Raw genomic sequence first — 17,641 nt, forward strand, 5'->3', positions numbered from 1 at the left:
TAAGTTTCGTAAGTATTTGATTTTATTGAGAAAAGTGGTGCCGCTTAGGTGACTCGAACACCTGACCCCATCATTACGAATGATGTGCTCTACCAACTGAGCTAAAGCGGCGCCTCGGCAGCGCGATTGCGCATCTGCCGAAAGTGCGCGCGTGATAGCGTCATTGCGCGCGAAAGACAAGCGCGAGATTGGCCATTTTGCGCGTGTGTAGTTCAGGTGCCGCACGTCGCGTTTGCCTGATGTCCAAAAATCTATTGCGCTTATGACCTTGGCCCCATGGACTCTTTGCCGAGGCGCGGTAATCTGCCCTCAGGTAAGGCGCGTCCGGACCCCATTCTCCAGAGGCGTTTTGCCCGGCCGGCAATCTGGAGGAGATTCATGTCGCAAGTCGAAATGGTGGTGAACGGGCGCAAGGTGTCCGGAACCGTGGAAGATCGCACCTTGCTCGTGCACTACCTGCGCGAGCATCTTGGGATGACGGGCACGCATGTCGGCTGCGATACCTCGCAGTGCGGCGCCTGTGTCGTTCACATGGACGGCAAGGCGGTAAAGTCCTGCTCGATCCTGGCAGCACAGGCATCTGGATCGGACATCGTCACCATCGAAGGGCTGGCGAACGGCGCGGACCTGCATCCCGTGCAGGCGGCTTTCAGGGAACATCACGGCCTTCAATGCGGCTTCTGCACGCCGGGCATGATCATGGCGGCCACCGACATGATCGCGCGCCATCCCGAAGGTCTGGACGAAAAGACCGTGCGCGCCGAGCTCGAGGGCAACATCTGCCGCTGCACGGGCTATCACAATATCGTCAAGGCCATCCTTGCCGCCTCCAAGGCGATGGGCAAGGCCGGCAAGGGCAAGACGAAGAAAGCTGCTTGAATAACGGGAGTAGGGCAGTAGGGCATTAAGGCAGTAGGAAATACCTGTCGAAGTGTCGGGCCTACCTACTGCCTTATTGCCTTACTCCCCGACTGCCCTTTCTTCCGGAGGAGGAAGCAATGGGAATTGAAGGTATCGGCGCACGCGTTGCGCGCAAGGAAGACAAGAGGTTCATCACCGGCTCGGGCCGCTATGTCGACGATATGGTCGTGCCGGGCATGAAACATGCCGCATTCGTGCGTTCGCCGCACGCTCATGCCGACATCAAGAAGATCGACGTGAAGGCCGCGCAGGCGATGCCGGGCGTGATCGCGGTGCTGACCGGCAAGGAGATCAAGGCCGACGGGATCGGTAATCTGATCTGCGGCTGGATGATTCATTCCAAGGACGGCACGCCCATGAAGATGGGCGCATGGTCTCCGATGGCCGTCGACCGCGTGCGCTATGTAGGCGACGCCGTGGCGATCGTGGTCGCCGAGACGAAGGGCCAGGCGCGGGACGCCGCAGAGGCGGTCGAGGTTACCTACAAGGAGAAGAAATCCGTCGCGGATGCGGTCGAGGCGCTCAAGAAAGGCGCGCCGCAGCTTCACCCGGAAGCGGATGGCAACCTCATCTATGACTGGGAGATTGGCGATTCCGCTGCGACCGACGCGGCGATCGCCAAGGCGGCCCACGTCACGAAGATGCACATCGTCAACAACCGGCTGGTGCCAAACGCGATGGAACCGCGTGCGGCGCTTGGCCACTACGACAAGGGCGAGGATCACTACACCTGCTGGACGACGTCGCAGAACCCGCACGTCGCGCGACTGGTGATGAGCGCCTTCTACAATGTCGCGCCGGAGAACAAGCTGCGGGTGATCGCGCCCGATGTCGGCGGCGGCTTTGGCTCCAAGATCTTCATCTATCCCGAGGAGATCGTCTGTCTGTGGGCCTCCAAGCGCGCCGGTGTGCCGGTCAAATGGGTGGCTGACCGCACCGAAAGCTTCCTGACCGATGCGCACGGTCGGGACCACGTATCCGAAGTGCAGCTTGCCTTCGACGCCGACAACAGGATGACGGCATTGAAGGTCGACACGGTCGCCAATTTCGGCGCCTACATGTCTTTGTTCTCGTCCTCGGTGCCGACCTATCTCTACGCCACGCTGCTGTCGGGCCAGTACGCCATTCCGGCGATCCACGCCAATGTGCGCGCTGTCTATACAAACACGGCGCCGGTCGACGCCTATCGCGGGGCCGGGCGGCCCGAAGCGACCTATCTGCTGGAGCGGGTGGTCGAGACGGCTGCGCGCGAGCTTGGCGTTTCGCCTGCGGAACTGCGGCGCAAGAACTTCATCCGCGAGTTCCCTTACCAGACGCCCGTGATCATGGCCTACGATGCCGGCGACTACGAGACCTCGCTGGAGGCGGCCATGAAGGAGGCCGACTACGCCGGCTTCGAGAAACGCCGTGAAAAGGCGAAGAAGGCCGGCAAACTGCGCGGCATCGGCATGAGCTGCTACATCGAGGCCTGCGGCATCGCGCCGTCGGCCGCAGTGGGGTCGCTCGGCGCCGGCGTCGGCCTTTGGGAAAGCGCGGAAGTGCGTGTCAATGCGGTGGGCACCATCGAGGTGCTGACCGGTTCGCACAGCCACGGCCAGGGTCACGAGACGACGTTCTCGCAACTCGTGGCGGATCGCTTTGGCGTGCCGATCGACTCCGTCTCCATCGTCCATGGCGATACCGACAAGGTACAGATGGGCATGGGAACCTACGGCTCGCGCTCAGGTGCGGTCGGCATGTCGGCGGTCGTCAAGGCGCTCGACAAGGTCGAGGCCAAGGCGAAGAAGATCGCCGCCCATCTGATGGAGGCAGACGAGGGCGACATCGTGATCGAGAACGGCGAACTCAAAGTGGCCGGCACGGACAAGTCGGTGCCGTGGTTCCAGCTCGCGCTGGCCGCCTACACGGCCCACAACCTGCCCGGCGGCATGGAACCGGGCCTGAAGGAAGGCGCGTTCTACGATCCGACCAACTTCACCTTCCCGGCCGGCTGCTACATCTGCGAGGTCGAGGTCGATCCCGATACGGGCGAGACCGAGATTGTGCAGTTCGTGGCGGCTGACGATTTCGGCAATATCATCAACCCGATGATCGTCGAGGGGCAGGTGCATGGCGGCATCGCGCAGGGCATCGGCCAGGCGTTGCTGGAAGGCGCCCACTACGATCCCGCGTCAGGCCAGCTTCTGACGGCCAGCTACATGGACTACACCATGCCGCGTGCTGACGATCTGCCGTCCTTCAAGGTCTCGACCTCGAACACGCCGTGCCCGGGCAACCCGCTCGGTATCAAGGGCTGTGGCGAAGCGGGCGCGATCGGCTCGCCGCCGGCGGTCATCAACGCCATCACGAATGCAATCGGCAACAACGACCTGGCCATGCCGGCGACGGCGCAGAAGGTCTGGTCGGCGTTCAAGGCCGCGACGAAGCACTGAGGAGACACGACCATGTATTCCACCAACTATCATCGCGCTTCCTCCGTCGCCGACGCCGTGAAGCTTCTCAAGAAGGCGGATGACGGCAAGTTCGTCTCCGGGGGCATGACCCTGATTCCGGCAATGAAGACGCGGCTTGCGGCCCCGTCCGATCTTGTCGACCTGCGCCATGTGCCCGAGCTGAAAGGCGTGAAGATTTCCGGAAAGACCGTGACGATCGGTGCGGCCACGACACATGCCGAGGTCGCCACGAACGCCAAGCTCGCATCCGTCTGCCCGGCGATCTGTCATCTGGCGGCGCATATCGGCGACCCGCATGTGCGCCACATGGGCACGATAGGCGGATCGGTGGCCAACAACGATCCGGCGGCCGACTATCCGGCGGCGCTGCTTGCGCTAGGGGCCACCATCGTCACCAACAAGCGCGAGATCGCCGCGGACAAGTTCTTCACCGGCCTGTTCGAGACAGCGCTCAAGGATGACGAGGTCATCACTGCCGTCACCTTCACAGCGCCGGCAAAATGCGGCTATGCGAAATTCCCGAATCCGGCTTCACGTTATGCGATGACCGGCGTGTTCGTTGCCAAGGCGAAAGATGGCGTGCGCGTGGCGGTGACTGGGGCTGGAGAGGACGGTGTCTTCCGCTCGAAGGAAATCGAGGCGGCATTGTCCAAGAAGTTCGACGCCTCTGCACTGGAGGGCGTTTCCGTGTCCGCCGGAACGCTGATGAGCGACATCCACGCGAACGCCGAATATCGTGCCAATCTGGTCGTCGTCATGGCCAAGCGCGCGGTGGCCTCGGCAAACGGGTGACGGGCGGCATTCCGCGAAGGCGAGGGAAGGGGCTGCTCCGCCCCTTCTCCTTGGCAAGGCGCAGGGGATGGCTATGATGGATACGGTCAATTCCTAGCTGCGATGCGGCGATGCGCATGTTCGTGATTCTGCTGGTCGGTGCGCTCGTTCTCGTTGCGGCGTCGTTCCTCGCCGCGCTTTCCTATGGCCATTTCGCTCGCCATGCCCGTGGCGAGGACATGTCGGCGCTGCCTACCGACCCGGCCTTCACCGTCCTGGATCGCGGCATCGGGCCGCGCGTCGAAGCGCAGCATGGCCGCAGCGGCCTGACCCTGCTGCCCGACAACCTCGATGCCTTCGCAGCGCGCGCCCTGACCGCCCGCGTGGCGGCCCGCAGTCTCGACCTCATGTATTATTACTGGCTGGACGACCTGACCGGGCGTCTCCTCGCCAATGAGCTCATTGGAGCCGCCGATCGCGGCGTGCGCGTCCGGCTTCTGCTCGACGACATCAACGCCACCGGCAAGGACAGCATCTATCTGGCGCTAGATGCGCATCCCGGCATTTCCGTTCGGCTGTTCAACCCCAGCCGGGCCCGCGATGGCGGGCTGCGGCGTGGGCTTGAAATGGTTCTGCGCGCTTTCAGCGTGACGCGGCGCATGCACAACAAGGCGTGGATCGCGGATGGCAGGCTCGCCATCATCGGCGGGCGCAACATCGGCGACGAGTATTTCGATGCGGCCGAAACGTCCAACTTCCGCGACATCGACATGCTCATGATGGGACCGGTGGTCAGACAGACGGAAGTCATCTTTGACAGCTTCTGGAACAGCGACGTCTCAATGCCGATCGGCGCACTTGCCACGGCGCGCGAAGGCGGACTGGAAACGCTGCAGAAAGGTCTTTCCCAACTGTCCAGAACCGGTGAGGCAGCACCCTATGTCGATCGGGCTCTGGAACGCATATCGGTGCTCTCCATGCTCGACGGCGGCTTGCCGACCTACTGGACAAGCGAAGCCAAGGTCATTTCGGATCCGCCGGAAAAGGCGCTGGCCAAGAATCCGGATAACTGGATGATGACCACGCTGATGCCGGTCATCGCTTCCGCGGACCGCTCCGTGGAAATCACGTCGCCGTATTTCGTGCCCGGTGTGGAAGGAACGGGCGGCCTCACCGGCATGGTCAGGAACGGTGTCGACGTGGCCGTGCTCACCAACTCGCTCGCCGCCACCGACGTCGCCGCGGTCCATGGCGGCTACGCGCCCTACCGTCCGCAACTGCTTGCCGGAGGCGTACGGCTCTTCGAGCTGCAGCCGCATGCCCGGCCGTCGGACATGTCGCTGTTCGGCTCGAGTGCGGCGAGCCTGCATACCAAGGCCTTCACCGTGGACGGCACGACCGGCTTCGTCGGATCGTTCAACTTCGATCCACGGTCCGCGTCGCTCAATACGGAAATGGGCGTGCTGTTTGCGGACGAAGGGCTCGTCGGCCAGATGCGTGAGGTCTTCGCCGAGGAAACGGCGCCCTCCATGAGTTATCGCGTCTATCTCGATGCCGAGGGAGACCTGCGTTGGGAAGGCGAGCGTGATGGCAAGATGGAGATCTACGATCGGGAGCCGGAGGCAGGTTTAACGCGTCGTATCATCGCCAGGATCGTCTCATGGCTGCCGATCGAATCGCAGCTTTGACCGGCTCGCCCGCCAATGCGACAATGCGGCTTCGCTGACGTACGAGCGGAACCGTCATGCCAACGAGCAACCCAACCACGACGCCGAAAACCAGGACCAAGCCGAAGATCGAGCGGCCACGACTGCACAAGGTGATCCTCGTCAATGACGATTTCACCCCGCGCGAGTTCGTGGTCACCGTGCTCAAGGGCGAGTTCCGTATGAGCGAGGATCAGGCACATCGTGTCATGATCACCGCACACCAACGCGGTGTCTGCGTCGTGGCTGTCTTTACGCGGGATGTGGCTGAAACCAAGGCGACGCGGGCGACAGATGCGGGTCGCGCCAAGGGCTACCCGCTCCTGTTCACGACCGAGCCGGAGGAGTGAGACCAGTTTCCGGATCGCGAGCAGCCGCTGGCTGCGGCCGTGCGTTGGCAAAGGGGAAGATCGCGCGCAGACGCGGGTCCCGCAACCACAGCCCACCCCACATGAACAGGCCGAGGTAGAGGCTGAACAGGATGTGGCTGAAGAGCGGGCTTTCGGCGCGCACCTGCGTCGCCATCGCGCCCCCGAGCAGTCCCATGTTCAGCACCGCACCGAATACGCTCGTCCTCGGGTAGACGTAGAGGATCACGCAGACGAGTTCGATGACGCCGATCATCATGGCGTAGCCTGCCGGCCAGCCAAGCTGCGCCATGGTGTCTTCCGCCACCGGCATGCCGGTAAGCTTGGGTGTCACGGAAGCACCCAGCATGAAGAGTACGAAAAGGCCCGAAAGAATGCGGCCTGCCCAGAGCGTCGCGGTCGTGTTCATGTGTCCCTCCTTCACGAGGCTTCGTTGCTGCTGCCTCAAGGACGCACGCACCGCCGGGTACCCGACATGCGTTCGAAAATTTCTCGCGGAAGGGTTGTGAACAGCGAAGCGCGCCGGTGCCTCAATTCGTTCACACTCGCCGCATCTATCCTCGGTTGTTGCCGAAGGGGATAGCCGATGAAGAAATTTGCCGCGCTTGCGCTGCTCGTCGTGCTCGCGATCTATTTCTGGAACGCCTCATGGTTGGCCGTCGCACCCGATACGCCAGCCGTGAAGCTGATCGCGCATCGTGGCGTTCACCACACCTTCGATCGCACCGACCTCGACAGCGACACCTGCACGGCGTTGCGTATCCATCCGCCCGAGCACGGCCTCTTCGAAAACACGATACCGTCCATGCAGGCCGCGTTCGCTGCCGGCGCCGAAATCGTCGAACTAGACGTTCATCCGACCACCCATGGCCAGTTCGCCGTCATGCATGACTGGACGGTCGACTGCCGGACGGAGGGCACTGGCGAGACGCGCAGCCACGACATGGCCTATCTGAAAACGCTGGACGTCGGCTACGGCTATAGCGCCGGCGGCGGCGAGACTTTTCCCCTGCGCGGCAAGGGCGTGGGGTTGATGCCGTCGCTGACGGACGTGCTGGCCGCCATGCCGGAGCGCCGCTTCCTGATCAATTTCAAGTCCAACGAAGAGCGCGAGGCGGCGATGCTCGCCGATCTTGCGGAGCGGGAGTCGGAGTGGAGGGCGTCGCTTTGGGACGCTTATGGCGGCCACGCCCCCACGCTCGCGGCCCAGAAACGCCTGCCGGCGCTGAAGACCTGGCCGCGCTCGGATGGTCCGGCTATGTGCCGGAGGCCTGCCGGGACACGATGGTAATGGTTCCGATCAACGTCGCGCCGTGGCTATGGGGCTGGCCGAACCGCTTCCAGCAGCGTCTCGCCGCCGTCGGCAGCGAGATCATTCTGCTTGGGCCGTACAGTGCCGGCGATCCGGGAACCGCCGGCATCGACGACCTCAAGACGCTGGATCGCGTCCCGGCCAGCTTCGACGGCTATGTCTGGACCAACCGGATCGAGATCATCGGCCCCGCGCTCGCAAGCCGATAAGCGTCAGCCCAGCGCGTCGACCAGACGGGCCGCACCGTCGCGGAACGGATCAACCGCAGGCAGGCCCATGCGCTGCTCGACCTCTGCGAGGTAACTGCGCGCCTCGTCCACCGACATTCCTGCCGTGTTGACCGATATGCCGATCACCTTGACGTCGGGATTGACCACGCGCGCCATGTCCAGCGCGGTATCCCTCAGCGTTTCGAGAGACGGGAGCTGGTAGTGCGGCAGGCCGCGCATATGTGTGCGGGTCGGCTCGTGGCATAGCACCAGCGTGTCCGGCTGGCCGCCATGCACCAGCGCCAGCGTCACACCGGAATAAGACGGGTGGAACAGGCTGCCCTGGCCCTCGATGAGGTCCCAGTGGTCCGCCTCGTTGTCGGGCGTCAGCCACTCGATCGCGCCGGCCATGAAGTCCGCCACCACCGCATCGAGCGGCACGCCGGAGCCGGTGATCAGGATGCCGGTCTGTCCGGTTGCGCGGAAGCTGGCCTTCAGGCCCCGCGCCCGCATTTCCTTTTCCATCGCAAGCGCGGTGTACATCTTGCCTACCGAGCAATCGGTGCCGACCGCCAGACAGCGCTTGCCGGTGCGCTTCTTGCCGTCAGCGATCGGGTACTCGACCGTCGGAACGCGCACGTCGAAGAGCTGGACGCCGGCCTTCGCCGCCGCGTCAACCAGTTCCTTGCGATCGCGCAGCAGGTTGTGCAGGCCGGAGGCGATGTCCATGCCGGCCTCGATCGCCTCGATCAGCGTGGCGATCCAGGCGTCCGAAATGACGCCGCCGCGATTGGCGGCTCCAACGACGAGCGTCTGCGCGCCTGCGGCCTTGGCCTCGGCGATCGTCATGTTGGGAAGGCCTAGCTCGGCCTTGCAGCCCTCCAGCTTGAGCTGGCCGAGCGAGAACTCCGGCCGCCAGTCCTTGATGCCCTGGGCAACCTTCGCGGCAAGCTGGTCCGGCGCGTCGCCGAGAAAGAGGAGATAGGGCGTCTTGAGCATCGGCTGTCTGCCTTTCGTTTCAATGTTTGGCGCAGCAATAGCAGTGTCGCGCGCGCGCGTCATGCCCCCCATGATGGGCCAGCAAAGCCGCTCCCTTTAGCCGGCTGCGAAGGTATTTCTTGACCAAAGGGTCAACGCAGGGGAACATTCATCAAGCGATCACAGAACCGGGCCATATCCGGGCCGGGGACACCCGTCCCCGACCACCATCCAGGCCCGGCGTCGCGGGGAACATCAAAGCGCGAAAAAGGAGGCGCACGAAATGTCTAGCAACGACAAGAAGAACGCAGGCGGGACACCGGAAACCGCACTCAGCCGCCGCAGGTTCCTGCAGGTGGCGGGCGCCAGCCTGGTGGTCGCCGGCGGCGTTTCGACCGGCCATTTCTCGATGACGTCGGCCCGCGCGCAGGGGGCATACAAACTCAACGTGCTGCATATCAACGACATGCATTCGCGTGTCGAGTCGATCAGCAAGTACAATTCGACCTGCTCGGCTGAGGATGCCGGGGAAGGCAAGTGCTTCGGCGGCTATGGCCGTCTGGCGACGAAGATCTGGCAGCGCCGCAAGGAAATCGAGGACGCCGGGGAGAATGTAATCACGCTCGACGCGGGCGACCAGTTCCAGGGTTCGCTGTTCTACACCACCTACCGCGGCAAGGCGGAAGGCGAGTTCATGAACAAGATCGGCTTCGACACGATGGCCCTCGGCAACCATGAATTCGACAACGGGCCGGACAATCTGGCCGATTTCGTCGATCTGGTCGAGTTCCCCGTGGTCTGCGGCAACCTGACCGTTGCCGAATCGGAGAAGTTGCGCGGCAAGGTCGACGAATGGGCGATCCTGGAAGCCGGCGGCGAGAAGATCGGCATCCTGTCCGTGTTGACCGCCGACACGGCCGTCACCTCGTCGCCCGGCCCCAACGTCAGCTTCGGTGACGAAATCGAATATCTTGCGGATGCCGTGTCGCGTATTCGCGGCGAGGGCGTCAACAAGGTGTTGCTGCTGTCGCATGTCGGCTTCACGCGCGACCAGGAGATCGCCGCAGCGGTCGAAGGCATATCGGCAATCATCGGCGGTCATAGCCACACGCTGCTGTCCAACACCGAGGAAGGCGCGCCGGCCTATGCGACGCTGGTCGAGAACCCGGCCGGCCGCGCCGTGCCGATCGTGCAGGCAGGCGCCTATTCCAAGCATCTCGGCGATCTGACGCTCGTCTTCGACGCCGATGGCTATGTTGCGGAGGCCACGGGCGACACCCGCATCCTCGATGCTTCGATCGAGCCCGATCCGGAGATCGAGGCGCGCATCAAGGAACTGGCCGGTCCGATCGAGACGCTCAAGGCGACGGAAGTTGCCGAGGTCGCAGCCCCGATCGACGGCAGCCGCGAGACCTGCCGCGCCAAGGAATGCGAGATGGGCAACCTCGTCACCGACGCGATTCTGGCACGCACCGCCGACCAGGGCGTCACCATTGCGATACAGAACGGCGGCGGCCTGCGTGCCTCCATCGACGAGGGCATGGCGACGGTCGGCGACGTTCTCTCCGTCCTGCCGTTCCAGAACACGCTGGCAACGATGAAGCTCAAGGGTGCCGACATCGTCGCCTCGCTGGAAACGGCGGTGAACGACATCGAGAACGGCGCCGGCAAGTTCCCACAGGTTGGCGGTCTCAAATACACACTCGACATGACCGTCGCGCCCGACCAGGGCCGCATCAAGGACGTCGAGGTGCTCGACGGTGACCAGTGGGTGGCCATAGAGATGGAGAAGGTCTACGGCGTCGGCACCAACGACTTCATGCGCAAGGGCGGCGACGGCTACGCACTGTTCGCCTCCAACGCGGTGGACCCATACGACTACGGTCCCGGCATGGAGGAGATCGTGGCGGAATACCTCGCCAACAACGCTCCCTACAAACCGAAGCTCGAGGGCCGCATCACGGTTATCGAGGCGAACTGACCCGTACTTCAGGGAACAGGAAGGCCGCCGGTTGAATCAGCCGGCGGCCTTTTTGCCGCGAGCAGTCCAGCGCCGCCGTTGAATGCGCTCGCGCCACGCGATGGTCAGCGCGCCGGCGACGATCAGCACCGCGCCAACGATGCCAGCCGCGGTCGGGCGCTCGTCAAAGACCAGATAGTCGTAAAGACCGGCGAATATCAGCGTCGTGTAGAAGAATGGCATCACGAAACTCGCCTCGCCCCGCCGCATCGCCTGTATGAAGATTGCCTGCACCGTCACCATGGTGACGCCAAGAACGGCCAGAAGCACCCACTGGTCCGGTGTGGGCATACGCCAGACGAAGAATGCTGCCGTTGCCGCGAGGCACGCGCCGATCAGGTTGTTTATGAAGAGGATGCGTAGCGGCGGTTCGGTGTCGGCCAGCTTCTTGATGAGTATCGCCTCCGAGCCCATGAAGAAGGCCGCCGTCAACGCGACCAGTGCGATGGGCTGAAACGCGTCCGTTCCCGGCTCGGACAGGATCGCGGCGCCGGCAAAGGCAATCGCAGCCGCCGCCCAACGCCATGCCCCGACGCGTTCTCCGAGCAAGGGGATTGAGAGCATCATCGCCACGATCGGGTTGAGGAACGAAATGGCCGTCGCGTCCGCTAGCCGCATGACGGAGGACGCGGCAAACAGGCAGGTGATGCCCGCCCACCCGAACAGTACGCGCAGGATGTGGTTTCGCCAGTTTCCGCCGGAAAGCGGCGGCCTGAGCCATGCGGTCAATGGAAGCAACGCCGCCAGCGCGAAGACGAAACGCCCAGCGGATACCTGCAGCGGGTGCAGCGCATCGGTGCCGGAGCCCGATCCCAACATCTTTGCAATCAGCGTGGTTGCCGCAACCAGCGCACACGCTAGAAGCATCAGCGCAATTGCGATGCCCGTGTCGCGGCCGGAATAACTTCGCGCCACGGGCTGCCTCATCAGGCCGCGATCTTGCTCTTCGCAGCCTCGTACTCGCGTGCGAGGCGGTCGACCAGTTCGGCGGCGCCCACCACTTCGCTGACGGCGCCGATGCCCTGGCCACAGCCCCAGATGTGTTTCCAGGCCTTGGTCTTGTCGCCGCCGAAATCCATCTTCGACGGGTCCGATTGAGGCAGGTTGTCGGGGTCCAGCCCCGCAGCGCTGATGGAGCCCTTGAGATAGTTGCCGTGAACGCCGGTGAAGAGGTTGGAATAGACGATGTCGGCCGCTCGGGATTCGACGATCATCTCCTTGTATTCGTCTGCCGCGCGAGCCTCACGGGTCGCGATGAAGGGCGAGCCGATATAGGCGAGGTCGGCTCCCATCGCCCGTGCGGCGAGGACCGCGCCACCATTGGCGATGGCGCCCGACAGCAGCAGCGGGCCGTCGAACCACTGGCGGATTTCCTGTACCAGCGCAAACGGCGACAAGGTGCCGGCATGGCCACCGGCACCGGCCGCAACCGCGATAAGGCCATCGGCGCCCTTTTCGATCGCCTTGCGGGCATGCCGGTCGTGGATGATGTCGTGCAGGACGATACCGCCATAGGAATGTACGGCCTCGTTGACCTCGGGCACCGCGCCGAGCGAGGTGATCACGACCGGCACCTTGTATTTCACGCACAGCGAAAGGTCGTGCTCCAGCCGCCTGTTGGATTTGTGCACGATCTGGTTGACCGCGAAGGGCGCGGCCATGGCATCCGGGTTCCTGGCGTCGTGGGCGGCAAGATCTTCCGTGATCTCCGCCAGCCACTCGTCGAGTTGGGCTTCCGGCCGTGCATTGAGCGCGGGAAAGGAGCCGACGATGCCGGCCTTGCACTGCGCCAAAACCAGCGGCGGATGGGAGATGATGAACAGCGGCGAGCCGACGACGGGAATGCGCAGATTGGTCTTAAGAATGTCGGGCAGCGCCATGAACTTCCATCCCCATCGGTCAATTGACGTTTGCGTAAACGTCATTTTTTAGCAGATCACCATACGAGGGCAACCGCCGAATGATTGGCACACCGTCGAGCATCAGTCCGGTATTGTGTCCTACAAACGGTCCTGCGCGATTGATTGAACGGCGCGGGAAGGCTAACCATGCGTGAAGACACGAATTCTTTGCGGCGGAACGGCCTTGGACTCGATCGAGAAAGCGATACGAAGTGCCTTCGAGAAAGGCGACCCGAGTGAGCGGGCCTATCGCGAGAAGGTCTATCGTTCGGCGTTTGCCGCACTCGACCGTGCGCTGCAGTCAAATCCGAATGTGACTCAGGACATGGTGGCGCGTCGGCGTCAGGCGCTTTCGACGACAATTTCCGCCATCGAATCGGAATTCCTGCCCGCAGTGCCAGCCGTTGAGCCGACAACACGTAGCCACGAGACCGTCGAGCCGCAAACGCGCCAATCTGCATCGGCGCGAGCGGAGCCGTCTTTTGAACCGACGCTGTCGGGCGAAGAGCGGGATTCAGCCTCCAGGCCGGACTATCGCGACGACGAGATCGATCCGGGTGTCTACGTGCCGAATGCGAGGCCGCCGCGTCGCAGCCGGTCGTGGGTGGCCACGCTGGTCACGATCGCAGTCGTGGCGCTTGTCGGCATCGGTGCATGGTGGTTGCTGGCACCGCCCGGACCCGAATCGTTCCCGCGCCCCACTGAGGATGCCGAGGACTTCACGCCGGAACCGACCGAGCCCGGTGCACCTCCGCGTGTGATCGGCGCCGACAATCTCGATGACTGGATCGTGGTCTTCGACCCGGCCGATCCCACTACCGTGACGGCACCTGGCGATTCGAGTGCCGAGGTGATGGACGACGACGGCGAGCAGTTCATCCGCATCCGCTCGGGCTCTTCCGGCGCGCCGATCCTTTTCGACGTGGGGCAGGGCGTGCTTGAGCAGGTTGCCGGCCGGCGCACCGTCTTCAACATCGAGGCGCGCGCGCAGGAAGGCGAGGAGACGCAGATTTCGGTCGACTGCAGCCTGGGCGAACTGGGCGATTGCGGCCGCAAGCGCTATGCGGTCGGCGTCACCCGCGAGGAGTTCCTGTTCGAGATCGAACTGCCCTCGGTCGAGCCCGGCGCAGGTGGCACGATCGCCATCAATCCCGACATTGAAAATGGCGGCAAGCCTGTCGACATCTACGCCATCCGCGTGACGCCTGCGCAGTAGCGTCTACCCGTCGAGCATCGCGGCAAGCGTTTCCAGCCGATCGGCTTCCGCCGGCGGCTTGTCCCAGCGCAATCGCGAGATACGCGGAAAACGCATCGCGACGCCCGATCTATGCCGCGTCGAGCGATTGAGCCCCTCGAAGGCGACTTCCAGAACCAGCCCGTGGTCGCGTTCCGCACGTACGGAACGTACCGGCCCGAACCGGTCGATAGTATTGTCGCGCACATATTTGTCGATCTGCCGCAATTCCTCGTCGGTGAAACCGAAATAGGCCTTGCCGACGGGCACGAGCTCCGGCTGCGTCTCGGGCCCGGTCCAGACGCCGAAAGTGTAGTCCGAATAGAAGCTCGATCGTTTGCCGTGACCGCGCTGCGCATACATCAGCACGGCATCGATAATGTGGGGATCGCGTTTCCACTTGAACCACGGTCCCTTGGGCCGGCCAGGCACATAGGGCGCATCGCGGCGCTTGAGCATGATGCCCTCGATGACCGGATGCGGTGGCTCGCTGCGTAGCTGATCCAGCTCCCGCCAGTCGGTGAAGGCGACGGTCGGCGACAGGTCGAAACGCGTCGGATCAAGCCCACCCACAAAGGCTTCCAGCCTTGCTCTGCGATCAGAGAAAGGAAGCGAGCGGGTGTCTTCGCCGCCGTCGAGCAACAGGTCGTAGCAGCGCATGAACGCGGGATGGTCGCGCATCGTCTTGGCAGACACGCTTTTGCGATTGAGGCGCTGCTGAAGGTCAGAAAAGGAGCCGGTATGGTCGGGCGGGTGGCCCACGAGCAATTCGCCGTCGAGCGCGCCGGAAAAGTCGAGCGCTTCCAGCAGGTCCGGGAAAGCACCGGAAATCTCGTCGCCGGTGCGCGAATAGAGCCGCCGCAGGTCGCCCTCGCAAACTGCCTGCACGCGGATGCCGTCCCATTTCCACTCGGCAACGTAGTCGGCCGGATCGAGCCGTTCGAGATCGCCTTCCTGCACCGGGTTCGACAGCATGACCGGGCGGAACAGCGCCAGGCTGCCATGCTCCGGCTTGTTCGCCTTGCCATCGAGCCAGGCGAACAGATCGTCGTAGGGAGGCTCCAGCCCGTGCCAGATTTCCTCGATCTCGTGCACATCGACAGAGCCGAGATCGGCCAGAGCCTGCTTGGCGAGCCGGGCCGAGACGCCGACCCGCAAGCCGCCCGTCACCAGCTTGATGATGGCGAAGCGCGAGTCCGGCTGCAATTCGTCGAGCAGGTTGGCAACGACGGCCGGTGCATCCGAACGGCTGGCGCCGTGCAGCCGCTCCACCGCCTCGGACAGCGAAATGTCCTCGCCGCCGGTAGCATCGACGCCCGGCCATACGAGCGAAATTGTTTCGGCGAGATCGCCGACATAGTCGTAGGAATAGGCGAAGAGCACCGGATCCATGCGCTCGGCGATGAGCGCTCGCAGCAGGGCGGGCTTGACCGAGGCGAAGGAGAGATTGCCTGTCAGAGCAGCCAGCGCAAGGCCGCGATCCGGATCGGGCACCTCGCGGAAATGGTCTGCCATCAGCTTCAGCTTCGCGTTGCGCGATGGCGTCAGGAGCAGCCTGTCCAACAATTCGGCGAAGCGCTTCATGAGGCTTTCCCCAGCAGCATGATCTTGTCCGGAAACCGGTACCCACTTTTCGGGATCATGCTACTCCGCCTCGTCCTCGTAGCCGACAAGATGCAGCGGGCGTGCCGCAACGCCCTGCAACTCGCACCATCGCACAAGAGCTTCCTCGCGCCCGTGCGTGACCCAGACTTCCCGGGCGCCCGTTTCGGTGATGGTACGGGTAAGTTCATCCCAATCCGAATGGTCGGACAGGATCAGTGGCAGCTCTACGCCCCGCTGCTTCACACGCTGGCGGATGCGCATCCAACCCGACGCGAACGCTGTGACGGGGTCTGGAAAGCGGCGTGCCCACCGGTCGGCGAAGGCCGAAGGCGGCCCCACCACGATCGCACCGGAAAAATCCCGTTTCGCCGACCGCTCGACGGTCGCGGGTTCGAGCGGCCCGAGGTCTATGCCCTGCGTGTCGTAGTAGTCGCACAACCGCGCGAGCGCGCCGTGGATGTAGATCGGCTGGTCGTAGCCGCAATCGCGGATCAGCCTGATGACGCGCTGCGCCTTGCCGAGCGCGTAGGCGCCGACGAGATGCGCGCGTTCGGGAAACTGGATCACCGACTTCAGCAGCCGGCCGATCTCGTCGCGCGGGCGCGGGTGGCGGAAGACGGGCAGTCCGAAGGTCGCCTCGGTGATGAAGACGTCGCATGCCACGAGTTCGAAATCCGCGCAGGTGGGGTCCGGCGCCCGCTTGTAGTCGCCGGAGGCGACGATGCGAATGCCGCCATGCTCGACCGCGATCTGCGCCGAGCCGAGCACATGACCCGCCGGATGAAACGAGACGCTTACGCCATTGACGTCGATTGTCTCGCCAAGCGATGCGGCCTGCGACGAATGCGCAAAGTCTTCGCCGTAGCGCAGCGCCATGATGTCCAGGGTCTGTTGCGTTGCCAGCACGTGACGATGGCCGGCACGCGCGTGGTCAGAATGGCCGTGGGTGATGAGCGCACGCTCGACCGGCCGCACCGGGTCGATGAAGAAATCGCCCGGAGGACAGTAAAGGCCTTCTGGCCGGGGGTGAAGCAGGTCGCGCGCTTGCATGATCCTGAAAAGATAGGCTTTCGCAGCGTTTGTGGAAGGGCTTGCAAAATCACTGCTGACGGCGCATATGCCAGCCGCCCGCATGCACGCGGGTTCCGGACACATCATGAAAATCCTTCCGCTCTCGTCCGGCGATCTCGTTGCCGATCGCCGCGCGGACTATGCCGAGATGCTGCGCGATGGTGGCGACGTTGCCGCCGCGGCCGACCTGATGCGCGATACGGTTGCGATCGCGCCGGGCTGGGTGGCGGGCTGGTTTCGCCTCGGCGAGATGCTGGACGAGGCGGGCCGCCCGGGCGAGGCGGTCGATGCCTGGCGGGAAGCCCTGCGCCTCGATCCCGCCGACAGGCTGGGTGCATCGCTGAAGCTCGAGCTTGCGGGTGTCCTGGCCGTATCCGAAATGCCTCCGAGCGGCTTCGTGGAAACGCTGTTCGACCAGTATGCCGGCGAGTTCGACAGCGCCCTGGTGGAGCGGCTTGGCTATCGGGTTCCGGAGCTGATCGCAGAGGCGATCGCCGCTTCCGGCCGCACCGGCTTCGCGCACGCCGTCGATCTTGGCTGCGGCACCGGCCTGATGGGCGAGCGTCTGCGGCGCGTCGCAAGCTTCCTCGAAGGGATCGACATTTCGGCGGGCATGCTGGCCAGGGCGCGGGCGAAGGGGGTGTACGACCGTCTCGAGCAGGGCGACCTGCAAATGCTGGCTTCGGGCACAGACCGTGTCGACCTCGTCACGGCGGCCGACGTCCTGATCTATCTCGGCCGGCTCGAACGGGTGTTCGGCGCGGTGGCTGCCATGCTGGCGCCGGGCGGCCTCTTCGCCTTTTCCGTCGAGAATCATGCCGGACCGGAAGACCTGATCCTGCGGGAATCGCGGCGCTATGCCCATTCCCGCCGCTATGTCGCGGAGCTTCTGGAGGCGAGCGGTTTCGATGTCGTCTCGATGGAGCAAGCGCATCTGCGCAGCGACCGTGGCGCCCCGATCGCCGGGCTGGTGGTGCTGGCAACCAGGCGAAGCTCCACCTCTGCCATGGTGATCGCCGGCGAAACCGGCGACCAAGCGCTTACGCTGGCGGTGCATTGACGCTGCACGGTTTCCCGTCCTTGGCGATAGCC

Annotated in this window: 14 protein-coding genes, 1 tRNA gene and 1 pseudogene; 9 read left to right on the top strand and 7 right to left on the bottom strand. The window is 63.9% G+C overall.

The features are described from left to right. Nucleotides 1-35: 35 nt before the first annotated feature. Nucleotides 36-111: transfer RNA gene (locus tag ACVJNE_RS09370), tRNA-Thr, on the bottom strand. A 267-nt stretch (nucleotides 112-378) separates the two neighbouring features. Between ACVJNE_RS09370 and ACVJNE_RS09375 the strand changes: the two genes are divergently transcribed. From ACVJNE_RS09375 to clpS, 5 genes are all read left to right on the top strand, one after another. Then, complete coding sequence (locus tag ACVJNE_RS09375; RefSeq protein WP_368802119.1) at nucleotides 379-879, top strand: (2Fe-2S)-binding protein; 501 nt, start codon at nucleotides 379-381, stop codon at nucleotides 877-879. A 119-nt stretch (nucleotides 880-998) separates the two neighbouring features. Next, complete coding sequence (locus tag ACVJNE_RS09380) at nucleotides 999-3,353, top strand: xanthine dehydrogenase family protein molybdopterin-binding subunit (RefSeq protein ID WP_499564966.1); 2,355 nt, start codon at nucleotides 999-1,001, stop codon at nucleotides 3,351-3,353. Nucleotides 3,354-3,365: 12 nt separating this feature from the next. Next, nucleotides 3,366-4,166, top strand: coding sequence for an FAD binding domain-containing protein (locus ACVJNE_RS09385; protein WP_444727275.1), 801 nt, complete (start codon nucleotides 3,366-3,368; stop codon nucleotides 4,164-4,166). A gap of 110 nt (nucleotides 4,167-4,276) precedes the next feature. After that, the gene (locus ACVJNE_RS09390; RefSeq protein WP_499564968.1) at nucleotides 4,277-5,833 is read left to right on the top strand and encodes a phospholipase D family protein; all 1,557 of its coding nucleotides are present in this window, start codon (nucleotides 4,277-4,279) and stop codon (nucleotides 5,831-5,833) included. Between the two features lie 56 nt (nucleotides 5,834-5,889). Then, nucleotides 5,890-6,201 (top strand): ATP-dependent Clp protease adapter ClpS, encoded by a 312-nt coding sequence (gene clpS, locus ACVJNE_RS09395; protein WP_173187188.1) that lies wholly within the window; start codon nucleotides 5,890-5,892, stop codon nucleotides 6,199-6,201. Here clpS and ACVJNE_RS09400 read toward each other — a convergent pair. Beyond that, on the bottom strand, nucleotides 6,179-6,628 hold the full coding sequence (locus tag ACVJNE_RS09400; protein ID WP_499564971.1) for a DoxX family protein: 450 nt from the start codon (nucleotides 6,626-6,628) through the stop codon (nucleotides 6,179-6,181). The genes clpS and ACVJNE_RS09400 overlap by 23 nt on opposite strands. Before the next feature lie 177 nt (nucleotides 6,629-6,805). Here ACVJNE_RS09400 and ACVJNE_RS09405 point away from each other — a divergent pair. Continuing rightward, a pseudogene (locus tag ACVJNE_RS09405) lies at nucleotides 6,806-7,740 on the top strand (glycerophosphodiester phosphodiesterase family protein). A gap of 3 nt (nucleotides 7,741-7,743) precedes the next feature. Here the strand turns inward: ACVJNE_RS09405 and dgcN are convergent. Continuing rightward, nucleotides 7,744-8,739: an N-acetyltransferase DgcN gene (gene dgcN / locus ACVJNE_RS09410; RefSeq protein WP_499564973.1), complete on the bottom strand. Its 996-nt coding sequence runs from the start codon at nucleotides 8,737-8,739 to the stop codon at nucleotides 7,744-7,746. A 262-nt stretch (nucleotides 8,740-9,001) separates the two neighbouring features. Between dgcN and ACVJNE_RS09415 the strand changes: the two genes are divergently transcribed. Next, a complete protein-coding gene (locus ACVJNE_RS09415; RefSeq protein WP_499564975.1) occupies nucleotides 9,002-10,699 on the top strand; it encodes a bifunctional metallophosphatase/5'-nucleotidase in 1,698 nt (565 codons plus the stop codon). A gap of 36 nt (nucleotides 10,700-10,735) precedes the next feature. Here ACVJNE_RS09415 and ACVJNE_RS09420 read toward each other — a convergent pair whose 3' ends face one another. Together ACVJNE_RS09420 and ACVJNE_RS09425 are read right to left on the bottom strand one after the other, a co-directional pair. After that, entirely contained in the window at nucleotides 10,736-11,653 is a 918-nt protein-coding gene (locus ACVJNE_RS09420; protein WP_499564977.1) for a DMT family transporter, read from the bottom strand. Nucleotides 11,654-11,664: 11 nt separating this feature from the next. Next, the gene (locus tag ACVJNE_RS09425; RefSeq protein WP_499564979.1) at nucleotides 11,665-12,618 is read right to left on the bottom strand and encodes an NAD(P)H-dependent flavin oxidoreductase; all 954 of its coding nucleotides are present in this window, start codon (nucleotides 12,616-12,618) and stop codon (nucleotides 11,665-11,667) included. A gap of 205 nt (nucleotides 12,619-12,823) precedes the next feature. Between ACVJNE_RS09425 and ACVJNE_RS09430 the strand changes: the two genes are divergently transcribed. Beyond that, nucleotides 12,824-13,855, top strand: coding sequence for a hypothetical protein (locus ACVJNE_RS09430; protein WP_499564981.1), 1,032 nt, complete (start codon nucleotides 12,824-12,826; stop codon nucleotides 13,853-13,855). Nucleotides 13,856-13,858: 3 nt separating this feature from the next. Here the strand turns inward: ACVJNE_RS09430 and ACVJNE_RS09435 are convergent, their stop codons facing one another. After that, nucleotides 13,859-15,457: a cisplatin damage response ATP-dependent DNA ligase gene (locus ACVJNE_RS09435; RefSeq protein ID WP_499564983.1), complete on the bottom strand. Its 1,599-nt coding sequence runs from the start codon at nucleotides 15,455-15,457 to the stop codon at nucleotides 13,859-13,861. 60 nt (nucleotides 15,458-15,517) lie between these two features. After that, entirely contained in the window at nucleotides 15,518-16,528 is a 1,011-nt protein-coding gene (locus ACVJNE_RS09440) for a ligase-associated DNA damage response exonuclease (protein WP_499564985.1), read from the bottom strand. A gap of 106 nt (nucleotides 16,529-16,634) precedes the next feature. Here ACVJNE_RS09440 and ACVJNE_RS09445 point away from each other — a divergent pair, with 106 nt between their 5' ends. Beyond that, nucleotides 16,635-17,609 carry a class I SAM-dependent DNA methyltransferase gene (locus ACVJNE_RS09445; protein ID WP_499564987.1) on the top strand — a complete coding sequence of 325 codons (975 nt, stop codon included), beginning with the start codon at nucleotides 16,635-16,637 and terminating at the stop codon, nucleotides 17,607-17,609. Nucleotides 17,610-17,641 lie beyond the last annotated feature (32 nt).

This window comes from Mesorhizobium sp. DxT (assembly GCF_058448885.1).

Bases quoted from the DNA above. Each gene is read 5' to 3' on its own strand.
- ACVJNE_RS09375 (WP_368802119.1), top strand. From the start codon at position 379: ATGTCGCAAGTCGAAATGGTGGTGAACGGGCGCAAGGTGTCCGGAACC.
- ACVJNE_RS09380 (WP_499564966.1), top strand. From the start codon at position 999: ATGGGAATTGAAGGTATCGGCGCACGCGTTGCGCGCAAGGAAGACAAG.
- ACVJNE_RS09385 (WP_444727275.1), top strand. From the start codon at position 3,366: ATGTATTCCACCAACTATCATCGCGCTTCCTCCGTCGCCGACGCCGTG.
- ACVJNE_RS09390 (WP_499564968.1), top strand. From the start codon at position 4,277: ATGCGCATGTTCGTGATTCTGCTGGTCGGTGCGCTCGTTCTCGTTGCG.
- clpS (WP_173187188.1), top strand. From the start codon at position 5,890: ATGCCAACGAGCAACCCAACCACGACGCCGAAAACCAGGACCAAGCCG.
- ACVJNE_RS09400 (WP_499564971.1), bottom strand. From the start codon at position 6,628: ATGAACACGACCGCGACGCTCTGGGCAGGCCGCATTCTTTCGGGCCTT.
- dgcN (WP_499564973.1), bottom strand. From the start codon at position 8,739: ATGCTCAAGACGCCCTATCTCCTCTTTCTCGGCGACGCGCCGGACCAG.
- ACVJNE_RS09415 (WP_499564975.1), top strand. From the start codon at position 9,002: ATGTCTAGCAACGACAAGAAGAACGCAGGCGGGACACCGGAAACCGCA.
- ACVJNE_RS09425 (WP_499564979.1), bottom strand. From the start codon at position 12,618: ATGGCGCTGCCCGACATTCTTAAGACCAATCTGCGCATTCCCGTCGTC.
- ACVJNE_RS09435 (WP_499564983.1), bottom strand. From the start codon at position 15,457: ATGAAGCGCTTCGCCGAATTGTTGGACAGGCTGCTCCTGACGCCATCG.
- ACVJNE_RS09440 (WP_499564985.1), bottom strand. From the start codon at position 16,528: ATGCAAGCGCGCGACCTGCTTCACCCCCGGCCAGAAGGCCTTTACTGT.
- ACVJNE_RS09445 (WP_499564987.1), top strand. From the start codon at position 16,635: ATGAAAATCCTTCCGCTCTCGTCCGGCGATCTCGTTGCCGATCGCCGC.